The following is an 18,830-nucleotide window of genomic DNA, read 5'->3' as shown; positions in this document are numbered from 1 at the left end:
TTCCTTCTGTCGAAAACAACAGCACTTAAACCAGATAATAATCGAATTAAATCTGTTTCCTGTAGGAGCGAGCCTGCTCGCGAAAGCGGTCGAACATTCAACAGATGTGTTGACTGGTACGACGCTATCGCGAGCAGGCTCACTCCTACAGGGGGGGCTGCGTTTAGAGACCTTCGTCGAGTACCTTCGCCAACATGTCGACAAAGAAATCCACACTCTGGCGCGAAGTGACCATCGGCGGTTTGATCTTCAGCACGTTCAGGTAATCCCCCGTCGGCTGCATGAAAATCCCCAACTCGCGCAGGCGATCACACAGCGCCGTGGTTTCTTCGGTGGCCGGCTCCAGGGTGTCGCGGTTGCGGATCAACTCGACGCCCAGGTAGAAACCGGAACCGTGCACCGCCCCCACCAGCGGATGACTGTCGATCAGCGCTTCCAGTCGCTCCTTGAAGTACCCGCCGACGACTTGGGCGTTTTCCCAGAGCTTTTCCTCTTCCATCACATCCAGAACCGCCATGCCAATCTGGCAACTGACCGGACTGCCGCCCGCCGACGAGAAGAAATAGCCTTCGGCCTCCAGCGCCTCGGCGATTTCCCGGCGGGTGATCACCGCGCCCAGCGGCTGACCATTACCCATGCCCTTGGCCATGGTGATGATGTCCGGCACCACGCCCTGCTCTTCGAAACCCCAGAAGAAATGGCCCATGCGGCCATAGCCGACCTGCACTTCGTCGGCGATGCACACACCGCCCTGGGCTCGGACCAGGCCGTAGACCTGTTTCAAATAGCCCGGCGGCAGCGAGATACCGCCGGCATTGCCGTACACCGGCTCGCAGATGAAACCGGCCAGCGGGCGACCTTGCTCGGCGATTTTCGCCAGGTTGTGCTCGACGCTGCGCACATAGTCCGGCGCACTGTCCGGGCCACGGAATTCGCCGCGATAGGTGTTTGGCGCTGGCACCGGGTGTACCCAGTCCGGGCGGCTGCTCAATGCCTTGGGGTTGTCGGCGATCGAGGTCGAGACCGCATCCGCGCCCACGGTCCAGCCGTGGTACGCCTCCAGCACGCTGACGATGTCGCGACCGCCGCTGTAAGCCCATGCCAAGCGGATCGCCAGGTCGTTGGCCTCGCTGCCGCTGTTGACCAGGAACACCCGGTCCATGCCTTCCGGCGACAGCTTCAGCAAACGCTCGGAGAATTCCGCCACCGCCGCATAGTTGAACCGCGAATTGGTATTGAGCAGCGACCACTGGCGGCTGGCCACGGCCGCCATGCGCGGATGGCCGTGACCGAGCACCGCGACGTTGTTCAGCATGTCGAGGTAGGAACGGCCCTGCATGTCGATCAGGTGATTGCGCCAGCCGCGCTCGATGCGCGGTGGGTCGACGTAATAGTGTTTCTGCGTGCGGGCGAAGCTGGCGTCGCGGCGCGCTAGCAAGGTCTGTGCATCGAGCTCCGCTTCAGCGTCGCACGCCAGCCCCAGCAGCGCCGCCGGTGATGGGCACAACGCTTGCCAGGCTGCCGCGCGCGAAGGCGCAGAAAACAACGGCGCGTCCAGCGAAGCGCCCCGGCTCAACTGCACCCGCAACGGCCCGCTGACCGCGCCCAGCACCTGGCCTTTGACCAGCGCCGCGCCACTGTGCAGCGACGGCGTCACGCCCCACAGCCGCACGCTCAGCAGCGGGCCGTCCAGTTGCACCACCCCCGGCGCCGGTTGGTGGACCACCCCGGCAAACGGCGATTCGACCGCAGTGCCGTGGGGCACCCGCAATTCGACGTGCAACGGACAGGTGTCCGGCTCGCTGGCACTGTCCGGGCGGGTACGGGACAAGCGGTATTGCCCGTAACGGCTCGCCGCCAGGCCGTGGGCCGCCGCCGCTTCGTCCAGCAGCCGCTGATCGATCCCTTCCTGTTCCCAGTTGCCGGCCTCGAAATGCGGGCTGAGCACACCGAGGTCGATCAAGGCGAACTCACGCCCGACCAGGCTAGGCAGCAGCGGCGCGAAGCCTTCGCTGCCAATGCCCGGCAGCTGTTGACCAACCGACGTGAGGATGGCCGCTTCCATCAACGCCAGCGGCACCGAAGTGGCGACGCGAAAAATTTCCCACTCGTGGGTCAGGTTGTCGCGACTGTACTGGTTACCCGGATCGATGCTGACCTGCTGTTCGCCGCTGAGCACCAGGACCGCCGCCCGCGCGACGATCAATGGCCACAGCGCCAGCAGCTCTTCGTGCTGCAGCGGATTGACCGCGTGATAGGCCTGGACCGCCGGCAGAATGTAGAACGGATCGCCATCGGCATGGTGCAGCAACGCCGCACAGGTCACCGACAGGTCGGTGATGCGCCAGGTGCGAACCAGGTCGCCGAAATCGATCACACCCTGAAGTTGCCATTGGCGTTGCGCGTCGCGCTGCCAGACCACGTTGTCATCGGTGATGTCCATGTGAATGGCCTGCACCGGCAACTTGTCCACCAGCGGCTGCAAGTGCCGCTCGGCCTGCTCGGCCGCTGCGGCGATCAACGCTCGTTGCGCATCATCCTTGATCACCGGCAGCAAATGGGCGATCAAGGCCTTGGCGTGCCGGGCGTCCCATTGAAGCGTGCGTTCAAGGCCGGCATGGTTGAAACCGGCCAGCGCCTGGTCCATTTCACCGCACAGCCGGCCGAAACCCGCCACCACTGAACCGGGCAAATGGTCCAGGTGCGTGAGCGACTGGCCCTCGATGTATTCAAGCAGACGCACATGCACCGCTTGACCGGCGACCTCAAGTGACAGCAGATCGGCACCACTTTGCGCGGCAATCACTCGCGGCACCGGCACGCCGGAATGCTCGGCCAGGTGCTTGAGCCCTGCGTGCTGCGCTTGCAGCTCCAGCGCCGAATAGTCGCCCCGACAGATTTTCAGGACGAAACGCCCTTCCTGGCTGTCGACACGGTAGTTGAGGTCCTGCTGGCTGCCGAGGGCCTGCAACCGCCCGCTCAGCCTGTAATGCCCCTCGAGCAGCTCAAGCGCTTGCGCCGCAGTGACCTGCGGGCTGGGCAAACTGGCGCGATGAATCAACGTGGCGAGCGGCATACAACGACCCCTGAAATTTTATTAGGCGCCTATATCGCCACCGCGCTGGTCGATAATCAACCCCCTCTTGCGAGGGCAAAATCCAAATAGCTGTCACAACCCTATTGCACCACCCTTCTCCTGCCGACAAGCTATGCTCATGTGCTTCAATCGTCTTACAGATAAAGGCTGGCCTACATGCGTATTCTCATTACCGGCGGTGCCGGTTTCATTGGCTCTGCCCTGGTTCGCCAGCTGATTCGTCATACCGAGCACGAAGTGCTCAACCTGGACAAACTGACCTACGCCGGCAATCTTGAATCGCTGACCAGCATTGCCAACGACACGCGCTACGAATTCGTCCAGGCCGATATCGTCGATCAGGCCACCGTGAGCGCGGTTCTGGCACGCTTCCAGCCCCACGCGATCATGCACCTCGCGGCAGAATCCCACGTCGACCGTTCCATCGACGGTCCGTCGGATTTCATTCAAACCAATATCGTCGGCACCTACAGCCTGCTGGAGGCGACCCGCGCCTACTGGCAAACCCTGGCTGAACCGGAGAAAAGTGCGTTCCGCTTCCATCACATCTCCACCGACGAAGTCTATGGCGACCTGCACGGCGTCGACGATCTGTTCACCGAGACCACCCCGTACGCCCCGAGTTCGCCGTATTCCGCCAGCAAGGCCGCTTCCGATCACCTGGTGCGTGCGTGGCATCGCACCTATGGCCTGCCGGTGCTGCTGACCAACTGCTCGAACAACTACGGGCCGTTCCACTTCCCCGAAAAACTCATCCCGCTGGTGATTCTCAACGCCCTCGCCGGCAAGCCGCTGCCTGTCTACGGCAATGGCCTGCAAGTGCGTGACTGGCTGTTTGTCGAGGATCACGCCCGGGCGTTGTTCAAGGTGGTCACCGAAGGCATTGTCGGCGAGACCTACAACATCGGCGGTCACAACGAGCAGAAGAACATCGACGTGGTGCGCGGCATCTGCGCCCTGCTCGAAGAACTGGCCCCGCACAAGCCTGAAGGCGTGGCGCATTTCGCCGACCTGATCACCTTCGTCCAGGACCGTCCTGGCCATGACCTGCGCTACGCGATCGATGCCAGCAAGATTGAGCGCGAACTCGGCTGGGTACCCGAAGAAACCTTCGAGACCGGCCTGCGCAAAACCGTCCAGTGGTACCTGGAAAACCTCGAGTGGTGCCGCCGCGTTCAGGACGGCAGCTATCAGGGTGAGCGACTGGGCGCCATCAATACCAAGGAGTTGATCGCATGATGAAAGGAATTGTTCTGGCCGGTGGTTCAGGCACGCGTCTGCACCCGATCACGCTGGGCGTATCCAAACAGCTGTTGCCGATCTACGACAAGCCGATGATCTACTACCCGATCTCGGTCCTGATGCTGGCCGGCATCAAGGAAATCCTGGTGATTTCCACCCCGCAGGACCTGCCGCAATACCGCAACCTGCTGGGTGATGGCAGCCAGTTCGGCGTGCACTTCAGCTACGCCGAACAGCCAACGCCGGATGGCCTGGCCCAGGCCTTCCTGATCGGTGAAGAGTTCATTGGCCCTGATCCGGTGTGCCTGATCCTTGGCGATAACATCTTCCATGGTCAGCGCTTCAGCGAACAATTGAAGAGCGCCGTAGACCGTACCTCCGGAGCCACCGTATTCGGTTATTGGGTCAAAGACCCGGAGCGTTTCGGCGTGGTCGATTTCGACGACGAAGGCCGTGCCCTGTCGATCGAAGAAAAGCCGAAAGTGCCAAAATCCAGCTATGCCGTGACCGGCCTGTATTTCTACGACAACGATGTGATCGAGATCGCCAAGGCCGTGAAGCCGTCGCCGCGCGGCGAACTGGAGATTACCGACGTCAACAATGCCTACCTCAAGCGTGGCGACCTGCAGGTCGAGCGTTTCGGGCGCGGTTTCGCCTGGCTGGACACTGGCACTCACGACAGCTTGCTCGAAGCGTCCCAGTACGTGCAGACCATCGAGCATCGCCAAGGGCTGAAAGTCGCCTGCCTCGAAGAAATTGCCTACCAGAACGGCTGGATCGACCGCGAGCATCTGCTCGAGCGCGCCCAGTATTTCGGCAAGACCGGTTATGGCCAGTACCTGTTCAAACTGGCCGGTGAACAACGATGAATGTGATTCAAACTGCGCTGCCTGAAGTGTTGATCCTTGAGCCCAAGGTCTTCGGCGACGAGCGCGGCTTTTTCTATGAAAGCTTCAACGCCAAGGCATTCGAAGAGGCGACCGGCCTGAACCGGCAGTTTGTCCAGGACAACCACTCCCGCTCGCAGAAAGGCGTGCTGCGTGGTCTTCACTACCAACTGGAGAACACCCAGGGAAAGCTGGTGCGGGTAACGGCCGGTGAGGTACTTGATGTCGCTGTCGATGTTCGTCGTAGCTCGGGAAATTTTGGCAAATGGGTAGCGGTGCGCCTGTCCGCAGAGAACCGCCGTCAAATGTGGGTGCCCGAAGGTTTTGCCCATGGATTCGTGGTGCTGAGTGATTTTGCCGAGTTCCTCTACAAAACCACGGACTATTACAACCCCTCCGCCGAGCGCTGCCTCCGCTGGGACGATCCAACGCTCGCCATCGACTGGCAACTGGAGGAAGCCCCCCAGCTTTCGGCCAAAGACCAACAGGGTAAAACCTTGCAAGAGATCGATCTGTTTCCATGAGAATTCTTATCAGCGGTCAACATGGACAGGTCTCAACTGAGTTGCAACATCGCCTGGGGGCAGTCGGCGAATTGATCGTTCCAGGGCGCGACCAGCTCAACCTGGCGCAACGGGAGCAGATCCGTCAGCAGGTACGGCACATTCGCCCCGACCTGATCATCAACGCCGCGGCTTACACCGCGGTCGATCAGGCTGAAGACGATGCGGCAGCCGCCTTCGCCGTCAACGCCGAGGGCCCGGGCATTCTCGCCGAGGAAGCCCTGGCGCTGGGCATTCCGCTGATCCACTACTCCACCGACTACGTGTTCGACGGCAGCAAGACCGAGCCTTACGACGAAACCGATGCACCTCACCCGTTGGGCGTTTACGGCAAGAGCAAACTGGCGGGCGAGCAAGCGATCACCGCGGTAAACGGCCAGCATCTGATTTTGCGCACCAGCTGGGTCTACTCGACCCACGGCCGCAATTTCCTGTTGACCATGCAACGCCTGCTGCAGGAAAAACCGGAGCTGCGCATCGTCGCCGATCAGATTGGCGCGCCCACCTGGGCCGGCACCATCGCCAACAGCACTCTCGCCCTGATCGAGCGCTGGAAAGCGGGCCAGGCCGGTGCCTGGGGCACTTATCACCTGACCGCGCAGGGTCACACCTCGTGGTTCGGTTTCGCCCAGGCCATCGGTGAAGCATTGCAGGCGCAAGAGAAGCCTTGCGCACGCTTGCTGCCGATTCCGACCAGTGACTACCCGACGCCCACCGCCCGACCACTGAACTCGCGCCTGGATTGCACGCGCCTGCAACGCGAATGGGGTGTCAGTCAGCCTGACTGGCAAACCGCGCTGCGCGAGTGTCTTGCCGGACAAGCCTAGGCATAATGCGCCTGTACCCACAGGCGCCTGATGCTCATGACTCCGACCCTTCCCCGCCGACCTCGCTGGCGCAGCCTTGCACTCCTCGCGTTGTGCCTGGCGCCCTTGTTGTGGCCGCTGGAGCATCTGGCCGAGCGTTACTACCGCAGTGAACTCGCCGGGCAGAACCGACAGACCCTCGACCTGTATGTCGCCAACCTGCTGGGCACGCTGCATCGCTATGAAGTGCTGCCGCAGATACTCGGCGACCTGCCGGCCCTGCGCGCGGACCTGTCGGCGCCGGACGACGGCGTAACGCAAGGCAACGCCAACCGGCTGCTGAAGAACATCAGCGCCCAGACCGGCGCCGAAGTCATGTACCTGATGGACACCACGGGCAAGACGCTCGCCGCTTCCAACTGGGACAAACACGACAGTTTCGTCGGCCGCAACTTCGCCTTTCGGCCGTATTTCAGCGAGGCGATGGCCGGGCGACTGGGGCGCTTCTTCGGCCTGGGCACCACCTCGGCCAAACGCGGTTACTTCTTCGCGGCAGCCGTACGTGACCGGGAAAAAATCATTGGCGTGCTGGTGGTCAAGGTCGACCTGGACCACACCGAAAGTCTCTGGGGTAAAACCCCGGAGCAACTGCTGGTGACCGACCACAACGGCGTGGTCATCCTCACCTCGCGGCCGGAATGGCGGTTCCGCGCGACTCGTCCATTGAGTGATGCCGAGCGCGAGGCGATTACCGCGATTCAGCCGTACCCGACCCGCGAACCCAAGCCACTGAACCTCAATCCCGACGCCTGGCTGACCCAGACCCGGCAGATCGACGAAACCGGCTGGAGCGTCAGCATCCTCGCGCCACGCACACTGATCGATCGCCCGGTGCGCACGGTGGTCGCCATCGGCGGCGCGACGCTGCTGGTGCTGATGTTGTTGCTCGGGTTGATGATGCAACGCCGTCGCCACTACCTCGAGCGCATCGCCTTCGAAGCCAAGGCCCGTCGGGAACTGGAAGGTCGAGTCGCCGAACGTACCAGCGATCTCGAAGGCCTTAACCGCCGCCTCAAACAGGAAGTGCTGGAACGCGAACAGGCGCAGCAGGAACTGGTGCGCGCCCAGGACGACCTGGTACAGGCCGGTAAACTCTCGGCGCTCGGGACCATGTCGGCGAGCATCAGCCACGAACTCAACCAGCCGCTGGCGGCGATCCGCAGCTACGCGGAAAACGCCGAAGTGCTGCTCGATCATCAGCGCACCGACGATGCGCGCGGCAACCTCAAGCTGATCAGCGAACTGACCGGGCGCATGGCCTCGATCATCGCGCACCTGCGCGCCTTTGCCCGACGCGATCGCCACGCCCCGGAAAGCGTGGCGCTGCAACCGGCGCTGGATGACGCACTGGCCTTGCTGGCCAAGCGCCGACGGAGCATGGAGGTCGAGCTGATCCGCGACCTGCCGGCCGCGACGCTGTGGGTTGAAGCCGGGGAAACCCGTTTGCGCCAGGTGCTCGGCAACCTGCTGGCCAACGCCCTGGACGCGCTGACGGAAAAAGGTCCGCCGCGTAAACTCTGGTTGAGTGCCCAATCCACCGCCGAAGGCGTCAATCTGTACATTCGCGACAACGGCCCGGGCTTTTGCATGGAAGCCCTTGGCCGCGCCAGCGAGCCCTTCTACACAACCAAGACCCGCACGCAGGGCTTGGGGCTGGGGCTGGCGATTTGCGAGACGCTGATGCGCGCCTTCGGCGGTGAACTGTCGTTCGCCAACCACAAGGAAGGTGGCGCCCTGATCACCCTGAAACTGCGCGCAGGCGCACCCGGCGTAAGCCTGCAACCGTCCGAGGACCGAAGTGCATGACCATCGACAACCGCATCCAGGTCGTGCTGATCGACGATGATCCCCATCTGCGCCAGGCCCTGAGCCAGACGCTCGACCTGGCCGGCCTGAAAATCCTGCCACTGGCCGAAGCCAAGGGCCTGGCCGGGCAACTGGAGCGCGACTGGCCTGGCGTGGTGGTCAGCGACATCCGCATGCCGGGCATGGACGGTCTTGAGTTACTGACCGAACTGCACGCCCAGGACCCGGAGCTGCCCGTGCTGCTGATCACCGGGCACGGCGACGTACCGCTGGCGGTGCAAGCGATGCGCGCCGGGGCTTATGACTTCCTCGAAAAACCCTTCGCCAGCGACGCCCTGCTCGACAGCGTACGCCGCGCGCTGGACCTGCGCCGGTTGGTGCTGGACAACCGCAGCCTGCGGCTAGCCCTGAGTGATCGCAATGAACTGAGCACCAGGCTGGTCGGGCAGTCGGCCCCGATGCTGCGTCTGCGCGAGCAGATCGGCGCGCTGGCGGCGACCAAGGCCGACGTGCTGATCCTCGGTGAAACCGGCGCCGGCAAAGAAGTCGTCGCCCGGGCGCTGCACGATTTATCGAGCCGGCGTAACGGCCCGTTCGTGGCAATCAACGCCGGTGCACTGGCCGAATCGGTGGTGGAAAGCGAGTTGTTCGGTCACGAGCCGGGCGCCTTTACCGGTGCGCAAAAACGCCGCATCGGTAAATTCGAATTCGCCAGCGGCGGCACGGTTTTCCTCGATGAGATCGAGAGCATGAGCCTGGATGTGCAGGTGAAATTGCTGAGATTGCTGCAAGAGCGGGTGGTTGAACGCCTGGGTGGCAACCAGCTGATCCCGCTGGACATCCGCATCATCGCCGCGACCAAGGAAGACTTGCGCCAGTCCGCCGATCAGGGCCGCTTCCGTGCCGATTTGTATTACCGCCTGAACGTCGCGCCACTGCGCATTCCGCCACTGCGCGAGCGCGGTGAAGATGCGCTGATGCTGTTCCAGCACTTCGCCGACGAAGCCAGCGCTCGCCATGGCTTGCCGCCCCACGAACTGCAACCGGGGCAACGCGCCCTGTTGTTGCGTCACACCTGGCCGGGCAACGTACGGGAACTGCAAAACGCCGCCGAACGTTTTGCCCTGGGCCTGGAACTGGCGCTGGACAACAGCGCGCCGGATGGCAGCGTGGGCACGCCGGTTGAAGTGGTGAGCGGCGGGTTGAGCGAACAAGTGGAAAACTTCGAGAAATCGCTGATCGCTGCCGAACTGGCGCGCTCGCACAACTCGGTGCGCAGCCTCGCCGAAGCCCTGGGGATTCCGCGCAAGACCTTGCACGACAAGCTGCGCAAGCACGGGCTGAACTTCGCCGATCACCACCCGAGCGACGAAATCGATTGAACAACCTTCACACCTTCTTCTGCCCACAAAAGGCCTTCTCATGAACCGCGACAGTCGTCACCTGGAATCCGTCCTGCATCGCGACATTCCCCTGACGCAGGCCATGGGCATCAAGGTGCTCGACTGGCACGACCAGCAACTGCGCCTGCACTTGCCACTGGAAGCCAACGTCAATCACAAGAGCACCATGTTCGGCGGCAGCCTGTATTGCGGCGCGGTGCTGGCGGGCTGGGGCTGGCTGCATTTGCGTTTGCGCGAGGAAGGGATCGAAGACGGGCACATCGTGATTCACGAAGGGCAGATCAGCTACCCGCTGCCGGTGACCATGGACGCGACAGCGATTTGCCAGGCGCCGAGTGCGGCGGTGTGGAAGAGGTTTCTGGCGATGTATCAGCGCTATGGGCGTGCACGGCTGACGTTGCATTCACGGATTGTAAATACGGGAAGCGAAGAAGACGCGGTGACGTTTACCGGGCAGTACGTCCTGCACCGCTGAACAACACAATCCCTGTAGGAGCCGGCTTGCTGGCGATGGCGTCCGTCCAGCCAAAAATGTGTTGGCTGACCCACCGCTATCGCCAGCAAGCTGGCTCCTACAAGGTGGCGAGCGCCAGCAGTTTTTCGCGCCAGGCGGCTTTCGCTGGCAGCGCCAGGAAAAACTCGTTCAGCAAAGACTCCCGTGCCGGATAGCTGAACGGCTTACCGCTCAAATCCAGTACCTCGCCACCCGCACCTTCCAGCACACCCTGGGCGGCTGCCGTATCCCACTGCGAAGTCGGCGCCAACCGCGGATAACAATCCGCCGCCCCCTCCGCCAGCAGGCAGAACTTGAGCGAGCTGCCGATGTTGGTCAGTTGCAATTCACCGAGGCTGTCACTCAGTCCGGCCAACAACCGCTCCTGCTCGGGACTCGAATGCCGACGACTGGCAACCACCGTGAAGGCCTCGCCCGGGGCAGGCACAGTGCGAACATGGATCGGCAGCGGCTCCTCGCCTTTATCCCCTCGCCACGCGCCCAAGTCGGCACCACCGACGTAATAGCGACCGTTGGTCGGCATCGATACCACGCCAAACACCACGCGACCCTGCTCGATCAACGCAATGTTGACGGTGAATTCTTCACTGCCGGAGATGAACTCCTTGGTGCCGTCCAGCGGATCGACCAGCCACCAGCGTTGCCAACCGGCACGCACACTCTGTGGGATATTGGCGTCTTCTTCGGAGAGCACCGGAATGCTCGGATCCAGCGCGGTCAGCCCGGCCAGGATCAGATGATGGGCAGCCAGGTCGGCGGCGGTCACCGGTGAATCGTCAGCCTTTGCGGTCACCTCAGTGCCGGTGCGCCAGAACGGCAGGATCGCGTCGCCAGCCTTCAACGCCAGTTCAACCACCAGAGCCATCAACGGATGCGGGAAATTCATGGCAGGAACACCCCACGCTGAGTCAGCAGGTCTCGGGCCAGGTACAGCGCCGCCAAGGCACGGCCTTCAGTGAATTTCGGGTTCTGTGCCAGCGCCGAGAGTTCACGCAGGTTGATCTTGTCCACGCCCATCGGCTCGGGCTCGTCGCCTTCCAGCCTTTCTTCATACAGGTCAGTGGCCAGCACCACCTGGATTTTCTGGCTCATGTAACCGGGTGACAACGACAACTCGGTCAGATGCTCCAGCTGTCGCGCGCCATACCCGGCTTCCTCCTTGAGTTCACGTTCCGCCGCCGCCAGCACGTCTTCGCCCGGCTCGATCAGGCCCTTGGGCAGCGACATCTCGTATTCATCGGTGCCGCCACAATATTCCTCGACCAGCACCGCATGATCCGCATCCAGCATCGCCACGATCATCACCGCGCCATACCCGGCGCCCTTGCCGACCAGCCGCTCATAGGTACGCTCCACGCCATTGGAAAAGCGCAGTTTCAGCTCTTCGACACAGAACAAACGGCTGGTGGCGACGATCTCGCGGGCGAGGATGGTGGGTTTCTGGCGCATGAGCGGCTCCTTGGCGTTAGCGGGTTACTATACCCGGCCTATCCTGATTGTTGACCTCGGATATCTTTTTTACCGCCGGAGAAGTTTTTTATGCCACTGCTGCCGTGGTGCGACATCGACACCGTTCTGCTGGACATGGACGGCACGCTGCTGGACCTGCACTTCGACAACCATTTCTGGCTGGAACACCTGCCCCAGCGATACGCCGAGTTGCACGGGATGAGCCGGGCCATGGCCGAGATGGAGTTGCACCCGCTGTTTGAACGCAACGCCGGTCAGTTGCAGTGGTATTGCCTGGATTTCTGGAGCGCCGAGCTGAAGCTGCCGGTGCGCGAGCTGAAACTGGAAACCGCGCACCTGATCGCTCTGCGCCCGGATGCGGACACGTTCCTGGCGGCGATCAAGCAGGCGGGCAAGCGGGTGGTGATGATCACCAATGCGCACCGTGATTCGCTGTCATTGAAGCTGGAACGGATTGAACTGGCGCCGTACTTCGAGCGGTTGATCAGCTCTCACGATTACGGGTTCCCCAAGGAAAATCCGCAATTCTGGGAGGCATTGCAGGCGGACATCGATTTCGACCCGGCGCGCAGCCTGTTCATCGACGATACGCTGCCGATCCTGCGCAGCGCGCGGGATTTCGGCGTGGCCCATCTGTTAGCGGTGAAAGAGCCGGACAGCCGTAAAGGGCCGAAGGATACGGCGGAGTTTGCAGCGGTGGTCGATTATCGGGAATTGATTGCAGGGTTATAGACCGAGGTGTCTGCATCGCGAGCAGGCTCGCTCCCACAGGGGATCTTCTTCGTGCACAGATTTTGTCGCCACGGAAGAGCCAATGTGGGAGCGAGCCTGCTCGCGATTGCCGTCACGCGGTCCCGAATCCTACTCAGGAATCCGCAACGACTGCCCCGGATAAATCTTGTTCACATCCTTGAGCATCGGCTTGTTGGCCTCGAAGATTTTTTGATACTTGTTGGCATCGCCATACACCCGCAGGGAAATCGCGCTGAGGGTGTCGCCCTTCTCGACGACGACGAACTTCGCCGCAACGACCACAGGCCCTGTCACGGTAATCTGGTCTTCAACACCACTGACGCCGGCAACGTTGCCCAGCGACAGCAGGATCTTTTCTTTCTCCTCCTGGGTCGCGGCCTCACCGCTGGCAATCACCTTGTCGCCCTCGACCTTCACCTGGATCTTGGATGTGTCGATTCCCGTCAATGCATCCTTCACGTGCTTGGTCAGCGCCTCGCTATTGGCTTCTGCCTTGTCCGGCGTCAGCGCATCGAGAATTTTTTCACCGGCTTCTTTGAGAAAACTGAAAAGGCTCATCGTGTGCTCTCCATGGAATAAAGGTTGTCCAGACGCAAAAGCCTAGACCAAGGTGGCAATACTCGGTTCCTACCCGACCAATGACGCCACGCGCCCCCAGGCGCTAGAATCCCGGTCTTCCCGCGCCCTGGAGCGAAGATGGACATCAAGCAGCTGAAATTCCTCATCGCCCTCGACGAAACCCGGCATTTCGGCCAGGCCGCTGCGCGCTGTCACGTCACTCAGCCGACCCTGTCCATGCGCCTGCGCAGCCTTGAAGAAGAGCTGGAATTGCCCTTGGTCAATCGTGGCCAGCGCTTTGAAGGGTTTACCGCGCCGGGCGAAAGGGTGCTGGCGTGGGCGCGAACGGTGCTGGCGGCCTACGACGGTTTGCAGGCCGAAGCCGCGGCCTGTCGTGGCAACCTGGTCGGTACGCTGCGTCTGGGCGTGGTGCCGCTGTCGAGTTTCGATCCTCTGCCGCTGTTGCAGCGCTTGCACGGTGAACACCCGAACCTGCGCTTCGAACTGTCGGCGCTGAGCTCCGAACAGATCCTCGAACAACTGGCGAACAATCGCCTGGACCTGGGCGTGTCCTACCTTGAACGTCTGGATGCCGAACGCTTCGACTCCCTGGCGTTCAGCGAAACGCGCATGGGCCTGCTCTACGACCAGCGTTTCTTCACCTTCGGCGAGGCCCCGTTGAGTTGGGAGTCATTGATCGAATTGCCGCTGGGCATGCTCACCAGCGGCATGCATTTCCGCCAGTCCATCGACCATAACTTCCACAGCCGCGGCCTGACACCGCAGCCGCTGTTGCAGACCGATGCCGTGCATCAACTGTTACAGGCGGTTCATGGCGGGCTGTGTTGCGCGGTGATGCCGCTGGAAGGCGGCCTGGAAAACCTCACCGACCACCTGCGCCTGCAACCCATCGAAAACGCCCAGACCCTCGGCCGGCTGGGGCTGATCATGCGTCGCAGCGCGCCGCGCTCGGCGCTGGCGGAAGCGTGTTTCGCGATCTATCAGAAATCAAAAGCAGAGTCTTGATCGACGTCATCTATCGGTAGATCAGTAATAGCGATTAGACGCGACACTTTGACGCGCATAGGCTTAAACCTGACTAAACCGTCGGTGATGCCTCATGAACGCCAAGCGCCCTGTTTGCGCGGCGCCAGCCCTTGAAACGCCCGCGCCCGCCGCCAGCCAGACGTACAGTTACAGTGACCTTCAATACACCGAATCGGCCAGCACCGCGCTGGCCGAGGAAGTTGCGTTGGCGATTGCCTACAACGGCATCAGTCAGGCAGTGATGTTGGTGACCCCGACGGACCTGGAAGACTTCATCGTCGGGTTCAGCCTCGGCAGCGGCATCATCGAAGACGCCTCGGACATCTACGACCTGCAACTCAGTGGCGCCGGCTCGGCGCAGTACGCGCAAGTGACTATCGCCAACCGCGCCTTCTGGAACCTCAAGCAGCAGCGTCGGCAACTGGCCGGCACCAGCGGTTGCGGGCTCTGCGGCGTGGAAGCGGTCGAGCAGGCCTTGCCGGACCTCAAAGTGCTGCCCGGTGCGCCGTTGCCGCCCGCCGAATGGCTCGACGGCTTGCGCCAGCGTATCGGTGCATTCCAGCCGCTCGGCCAGCATTGCGGCGCGGTGCATGCCGCGGTGTTCATGAACGCACAGGGCGAATTGTTGCTGGGCCGCGAAGACATCGGCCGGCACAACGCCCTCGACAAGCTGATTGGCGGACTGATCCGGCAAAACATCCCGACCACTGGCGGCCTGGCGATTGTCACCAGCCGTTGCAGCCTCGAATTGATCCAGAAGGTGTTGCGCGCGGGCATCCAGACCCTCGTCAGCCTTTCGGCGCCCACAGGCCTTGCCGTGCAATGGGCGCGTCGTCACAACCTGAACCTTATCCATTTGCCTCAGAAGAATGCGCCGCGGGTCTATAGCCCAGCGTTGGAGAATCAAGCGTGAGTCAACACCGTCAAGCCGACCAGAAACCCGTCCCCCGCTACAAGCCCTATAAAGGCCCAGCCGGTGGCTGGGGTGCACTGATCAGTGTCGCCCAGGCCTGGTTGACCAGTGACAACGCGCTGAAAAACCTGCGCATCATGCTCAAGACCAACCAGAACGGCGGCTTCGACTGCCCGGGTTGCGCCTGGGGTGACTCCCCGGAAAAGGGCATGGTGATGTTCTGCGAGAACGGCGCCAAAGCAGTGAACTGGGAAGCGACCAAACGGGCCGTCAACCCGGCATTCTTCGCCAAACACAGCGTCACCTCGCTGCTGGAACAAAGCGACTACTGGCTGGAGTATCAGGGCCGCCTGACCGAGCCGATGCGCTACAACGCCGAAACCGATCGCTACCAACCGATCAGCTGGGATGACGCCTTTACCCTGATCGCGCAACACCTGCGCGGTTTGTCGAGCCCGGATCAGGCCGAGTTCTACACCTCGGGACGTGCCAGCAACGAAGCGGCTTACCTCTATCAATTGTTCGTGCGCGCCTTCGGCACCAATAACTTCCCCGACTGTTCGAACATGTGCCACGAGGCCAGCGGTGTCGCGCTGTCGCAGAGCGTTGGCGTCGGTAAAGGCACCGTGACCTTCGACGACTTCGAACACGCCGATGCGATTTTCGTCTGGGGCCAGAACCCCGGCACCAACCACCCACGGATGCTCGAGCCGCTGCGTGAAGCCGTGAAACGCGGTGCTCAGGTCGTGTGCATCAACCCGCTCAAGGAGCGGGGTCTAGAGCGTTTCCAGCACCCGCAACACCCGCTCGAAATGCTCACCAACGGCGACAAGCCGACCAACACTGCGTACTTCCGTCCGGCGCTGGGCGGTGATATGGCGATCATGCGCGGCATGGCGAAATTCCTGCTGCAATGGGAGCGCGACGCGCAGAAAGCCGGCGAACCCGCCGTGTTCGACCACGACTTCCTCAATGAACACAGTGCCAACGTGCTGGAATACCTGGGCACCGTCGACGATACGCCGTGGGAGCAAATCGTCGAACAGTCCGGCCTGTCGCTCGTGGATATCGAGCGAGCGGCGCGCATGTATGTCAAAGGCAAGAACGTGATCATGTGCTGGGCGATGGGGATTACCCAGCATCGTCATTCGGTGGCGACCATCCAGGAAATCGCCAATCTGATGCTGCTGCGCGGCAACATCGGTCGGCCCGGCGCCGGCCTGTGCCCGGTGCGTGGCCACAGTAACGTGCAGGGCGACCGCACGATGGGCATCAACGAGCGTCCGCCAGTGGCGTTCCTCGACTCCCTGGAACGCCGCTTCCAGTTCAAGGTTCCGCGGGAAAACGGCCACAACGTGGTCGAGGCGATTCACGCCATGGCCGAAGGTCGCGCCAAAGTCTTCATCGCCCTCGGCGGCAACTTCGCCCAGGCGACTCCGGACAGCACGCGCACTTTCACGGCTCTTAGTCATTGCGACCTGACCGTGCAGATCAGCACCAAGCTCAACCGCAGCCACTTGGCCCACGGTAAAGACGCACTGATCCTGCCGTGCCTCGGCCGTACCGACATCGATATCCAGGCCGAAGGCGCGCAAGCGGTGACCGTGGAAGACTCCTTCAGCATGGTCCACGCCTCCAACGGCCAGTTGCAGGCGCTGTCGAACCAGATGCGCTCCGAGCCTGCGATCATCGCCGGCATCGCCGCCGCAACCCTGGGCAGCAAGCCGGTGGACTGGAACTGGCTGGTGGCCGACTACCGGCGTATTCGTGACCTGATTGCCGACACCATTCCGGGCTTCAAGGACTTCAACGAGAAGATCAAGAATCCGGGCGGCTTCTACCTCGGCAACAGTGCCGGTTCCCGTCGCTGGAACACTGCTTCGGGCCGGGCGAATTTCCGGGCGAACGTCCTGCCCAAGGATCTGGTGCACGAGCGCACGCGCTCCACAGGCGTGTTGCCGGACCTGATCATGCAGTCGATGCGCTCCCACGATCAGTACAACACCACCATTTATGGCCTCGACGACCGTTATCGCGGCGTGAAAGGTCAACGTGACGTGTTGTTCGTGAACGAAGCGGACATTATTCGTCTGGGGTTCAAACCGGGGCAGAAGGCCGATATCGTTTCGATCTGGGACGATGGCCGCGAGCGTCGGGTGAAGGGCTTCACGTTGCTGGCGTTTGATATCCCCGCCGGACAAGCCGCCGCGTATTACCCGGAGGTGAATCCGCTGGTGCCGCTGGAGAGCACCGGGGATGGCAGCCATACGCCGACGTCGAAGTTTGTGGCGATCCGGCTGGAAGCGGCGAGTGAGAGCGGGTTGATTTTGGCCAAGTCGGCGTAACTTAGCGTCTGAACCGGCCTCATCGCGAGCAGGCTCGCTCCCACACTGGATCTCAGTCGTACACAACATCTGTATCACTGAAGATCAACTGTGGGAGCGAGCCTGCTCGCGATGGCTTCGGATCAGGCAACACATTTATCCGCACCCTCCAAACACTTTCCAATCGCCCACAAAAAAGGCCGTTTTCTCACAAAAACGGCCATTCCGAAGTAGTTAAAGACCGGCGAAAAACAGTTAAGTTCCAGACAAAAAACAGCAACTTAGGTATATCTTCTGAAGTCGTGTCATTCGTCGGATTCCGATTGTAAGCACCCTGTCACAGCCTCAGGATCGCGCCGTCATCCCCTTGAGGTTCCTCTATGAAGTTCTCCTCGATTCTCTTGTTGTCCCTTGGCCTGGTCAGTGGCTTCGCTTCTGCCGGAGGCACCACCGAAGCAGGTGTGGGCGGCGCATTGGGCGGGGTTCTTGGCTCGGTCGTCGGTCAATCGCTAGGCGGCAACACAGGTTCAACCATTGGCGCAGCCCTGGGCGGCGCGGGTGGTAGCGCAGTCGGCGCAGACAAACGCAGCCGTGGCGAAGCAGCCATTGGCGGTGCGCTGGGCGCAGCGGGCGGCAACGTGGTCGGCCGTAGCATGGGCGGCACCACCGGCAGCCTGATCGGCTCCGCAGCAGGCGGTGGCGCCGGTGGCGCGCTGGGCAACTACATGGGCAACAAAAGCGATGAGGACGATGATCGTCGCTCCTATCGCGGCGGCCATGATGATCGTCGCTACTACCGTGATCGTCACCATGACCGTGGCCACCACTACGGTCATCGCAAGCACAAACATCGTTATCGCGACTGAGGCTTGATCGCCTCGGTTACCGGTAGATAAAAAATCGCAGCCCATGGGCTGCGATTTTTTTTGCCCCTCAAACCACCAATCGCTCCAGCGCACCGCGCAACCCGGCAGGAATCGCCACGGGCTGATTCGACACCCGATCCACGAACACATGCACGAAACGCCCCGCCGCACAGGCCTCGTCGTCACCGACCTTGAACACTGCCAATTCGTATTGCACCGAGCTGTTGCCCAGCTTGCCGACACGCAACCCGATCTCGATCCGGTCGGGAAAGGCGATAGAGGCAAAGTAATCACAGGCGGAACTCACGACAAAACCCACCACTTCACCGTCATGAATATCCAGGCCGCCGACTTCGATCAGATAGGTGTTCACCGCCGTGTCGAAGAAGCTGTAGTAGGTGACGTTGTTGACGTGACCATAGGCATCGTTGTCGTGCCATCGGGTGGTGATGGGCTGGAAGTGCGGGTAGTCGGTGCGTTGGGGCATCACTGTCGATTCCTGAAGTTGGAGGGTCAGTCTA

At 61.8% G+C, this 18,830-nt stretch carries 17 protein-coding genes; 12 read left to right on the top strand and 5 right to left on the bottom strand.

Translation table 11 applies throughout. From position 1 onward, the window contains the following. Nucleotides 1-163: 163 nt before the first annotated feature. Nucleotides 164-3,076 carry an aminotransferase gene (locus ACF6ZU_RS14040; RefSeq protein WP_392893365.1) on the bottom strand — a complete coding sequence of 971 codons (2,913 nt, stop codon included), beginning with the start codon at nt 3,074-3,076 and terminating at the stop codon, nt 164-166. Between the two features lie 177 nt (nt 3,077-3,253). On the opposite strand from ACF6ZU_RS14040, the gene rfbB reads away from it, so the two are divergent. From rfbB to ACF6ZU_RS14005, 7 genes are read left to right on the top strand one after another with little or no spacing between them, the layout of a single operon-like run. After that, nucleotides 3,254-4,336 carry a dTDP-glucose 4,6-dehydratase gene (gene rfbB, locus ACF6ZU_RS14035; protein WP_392893363.1) on the top strand — a complete coding sequence of 361 codons (1,083 nt, stop codon included), beginning with the start codon at nt 3,254-3,256 and terminating at the stop codon, nt 4,334-4,336. Further along, entirely contained in the window at nt 4,333-5,208 is an 876-nt protein-coding gene (gene rfbA, locus ACF6ZU_RS14030; RefSeq protein WP_392893361.1) for a glucose-1-phosphate thymidylyltransferase RfbA, read from the top strand. The genes rfbB and rfbA overlap by 4 nt, the downstream gene beginning before the upstream one ends. Then, nucleotides 5,205-5,750, top strand: a complete 546-nt coding sequence (gene rfbC, locus ACF6ZU_RS14025) for a dTDP-4-dehydrorhamnose 3,5-epimerase (protein WP_392893359.1) — start codon at nt 5,205-5,207, stop codon at nt 5,748-5,750. The genes rfbA and rfbC overlap by 4 nt, the downstream gene beginning before the upstream one ends. Continuing rightward, entirely contained in the window at nt 5,747-6,616 is an 870-nt protein-coding gene (gene rfbD, locus ACF6ZU_RS14020; protein ID WP_392893357.1) for a dTDP-4-dehydrorhamnose reductase, read from the top strand. The genes rfbC and rfbD overlap by 4 nt, the downstream gene beginning before the upstream one ends. 36 nt (nt 6,617-6,652) lie before the next feature. Beyond that, entirely contained in the window at nt 6,653-8,461 is a 1,809-nt protein-coding gene (locus ACF6ZU_RS14015; protein WP_392893355.1) for an ATP-binding protein, read from the top strand. After that, complete coding sequence (locus tag ACF6ZU_RS14010; protein ID WP_392893353.1) at nt 8,458-9,843, top strand: sigma-54-dependent transcriptional regulator; 1,386 nt, start codon at nt 8,458-8,460, stop codon at nt 9,841-9,843. Before ACF6ZU_RS14015 ends, ACF6ZU_RS14010 begins: the two co-directional genes overlap by 4 nt. A 40-nt stretch (nt 9,844-9,883) precedes the next feature. Next, nucleotides 9,884-10,339, top strand: a complete 456-nt coding sequence (locus ACF6ZU_RS14005) for a thioesterase domain-containing protein (RefSeq protein WP_392893351.1) — start codon at nt 9,884-9,886, stop codon at nt 10,337-10,339. Nucleotides 10,340-10,436: 97 nt separating this feature from the next. Here ACF6ZU_RS14005 and cysQ read toward each other — a convergent pair whose 3' ends face one another. Continuing rightward, nucleotides 10,437-11,264, bottom strand: coding sequence for a 3'(2'),5'-bisphosphate nucleotidase CysQ (cysQ, locus tag ACF6ZU_RS14000; protein ID WP_392893349.1), 828 nt, complete (start codon nt 11,262-11,264; stop codon nt 10,437-10,439). Next, a complete protein-coding gene (nudE, locus tag ACF6ZU_RS13995; RefSeq protein WP_392893347.1) occupies nt 11,261-11,827 on the bottom strand; it encodes an ADP compounds hydrolase NudE in 567 nt (188 codons plus the stop codon). Before nudE ends, cysQ begins: the two co-directional genes overlap by 4 nt. Before the next feature lie 90 nt (nt 11,828-11,917). Between nudE and yrfG the strand changes: the two genes are divergently transcribed. Further along, a complete protein-coding gene (gene yrfG, locus ACF6ZU_RS13990) occupies nt 11,918-12,580 on the top strand; it encodes a GMP/IMP nucleotidase (RefSeq protein WP_392893345.1) in 663 nt (220 codons plus the stop codon). Nucleotides 12,581-12,709: 129 nt separating this feature from the next. Here the strand turns inward: yrfG and lysM are convergent, their stop codons facing one another. Continuing rightward, nucleotides 12,710-13,159 carry a peptidoglycan-binding protein LysM gene (lysM, locus tag ACF6ZU_RS13985; protein ID WP_150712480.1) on the bottom strand — a complete coding sequence of 150 codons (450 nt, stop codon included), beginning with the start codon at nt 13,157-13,159 and terminating at the stop codon, nt 12,710-12,712. A gap of 138 nt (nt 13,160-13,297) precedes the next feature. Between lysM and ACF6ZU_RS13980 the strand changes: the two genes are divergently transcribed. The 4 genes from ACF6ZU_RS13980 to ACF6ZU_RS13965 all read left to right on the top strand — a co-directional run bounded on the left by ACF6ZU_RS13980 (nt 13,298) and on the right by ACF6ZU_RS13965 (nt 18,309). Next, nucleotides 13,298-14,185 carry a LysR family transcriptional regulator gene (locus ACF6ZU_RS13980; RefSeq protein WP_392893342.1) on the top strand — a complete coding sequence of 296 codons (888 nt, stop codon included), beginning with the start codon at nt 13,298-13,300 and terminating at the stop codon, nt 14,183-14,185. A gap of 94 nt (nt 14,186-14,279) precedes the next feature. Next, nucleotides 14,280-15,119, top strand: a complete 840-nt coding sequence (fdhD, locus tag ACF6ZU_RS13975) for a formate dehydrogenase accessory sulfurtransferase FdhD (RefSeq protein ID WP_392893340.1) — start codon at nt 14,280-14,282, stop codon at nt 15,117-15,119. After that, the gene (locus tag ACF6ZU_RS13970) at nt 15,116-17,464 is read left to right on the top strand and encodes an FdhF/YdeP family oxidoreductase (protein WP_392893338.1); all 2,349 of its coding nucleotides are present in this window, start codon (nt 15,116-15,118) and stop codon (nt 17,462-17,464) included. Before fdhD ends, ACF6ZU_RS13970 begins: the two co-directional genes overlap by 4 nt. 359 nt (nt 17,465-17,823) lie before the next feature. Continuing rightward, complete coding sequence (locus ACF6ZU_RS13965; RefSeq protein WP_392893336.1) at nt 17,824-18,309, top strand: glycine zipper domain-containing protein; 486 nt, start codon at nt 17,824-17,826, stop codon at nt 18,307-18,309. A gap of 67 nt (nt 18,310-18,376) precedes the next feature. Here ACF6ZU_RS13965 and ACF6ZU_RS13960 read toward each other — a convergent pair whose 3' ends face one another. Then, the gene (locus ACF6ZU_RS13960; protein ID WP_392893334.1) at nt 18,377-18,796 is read right to left on the bottom strand and encodes an acyl-CoA thioesterase; all 420 of its coding nucleotides are present in this window, start codon (nt 18,794-18,796) and stop codon (nt 18,377-18,379) included. Between the last annotated feature and the right edge of the window lie 34 nt (nt 18,797-18,830).

The sequence above is a fragment of the Pseudomonas migulae genome (assembly GCF_043225285.1).
In the GTDB taxonomy this organism is placed as follows: domain Bacteria; phylum Pseudomonadota; class Gammaproteobacteria; order Pseudomonadales; family Pseudomonadaceae; genus Aquipseudomonas; species Aquipseudomonas migulae_C.
This window is presented reverse-complemented; position numbering and strand designations above follow the sequence as displayed.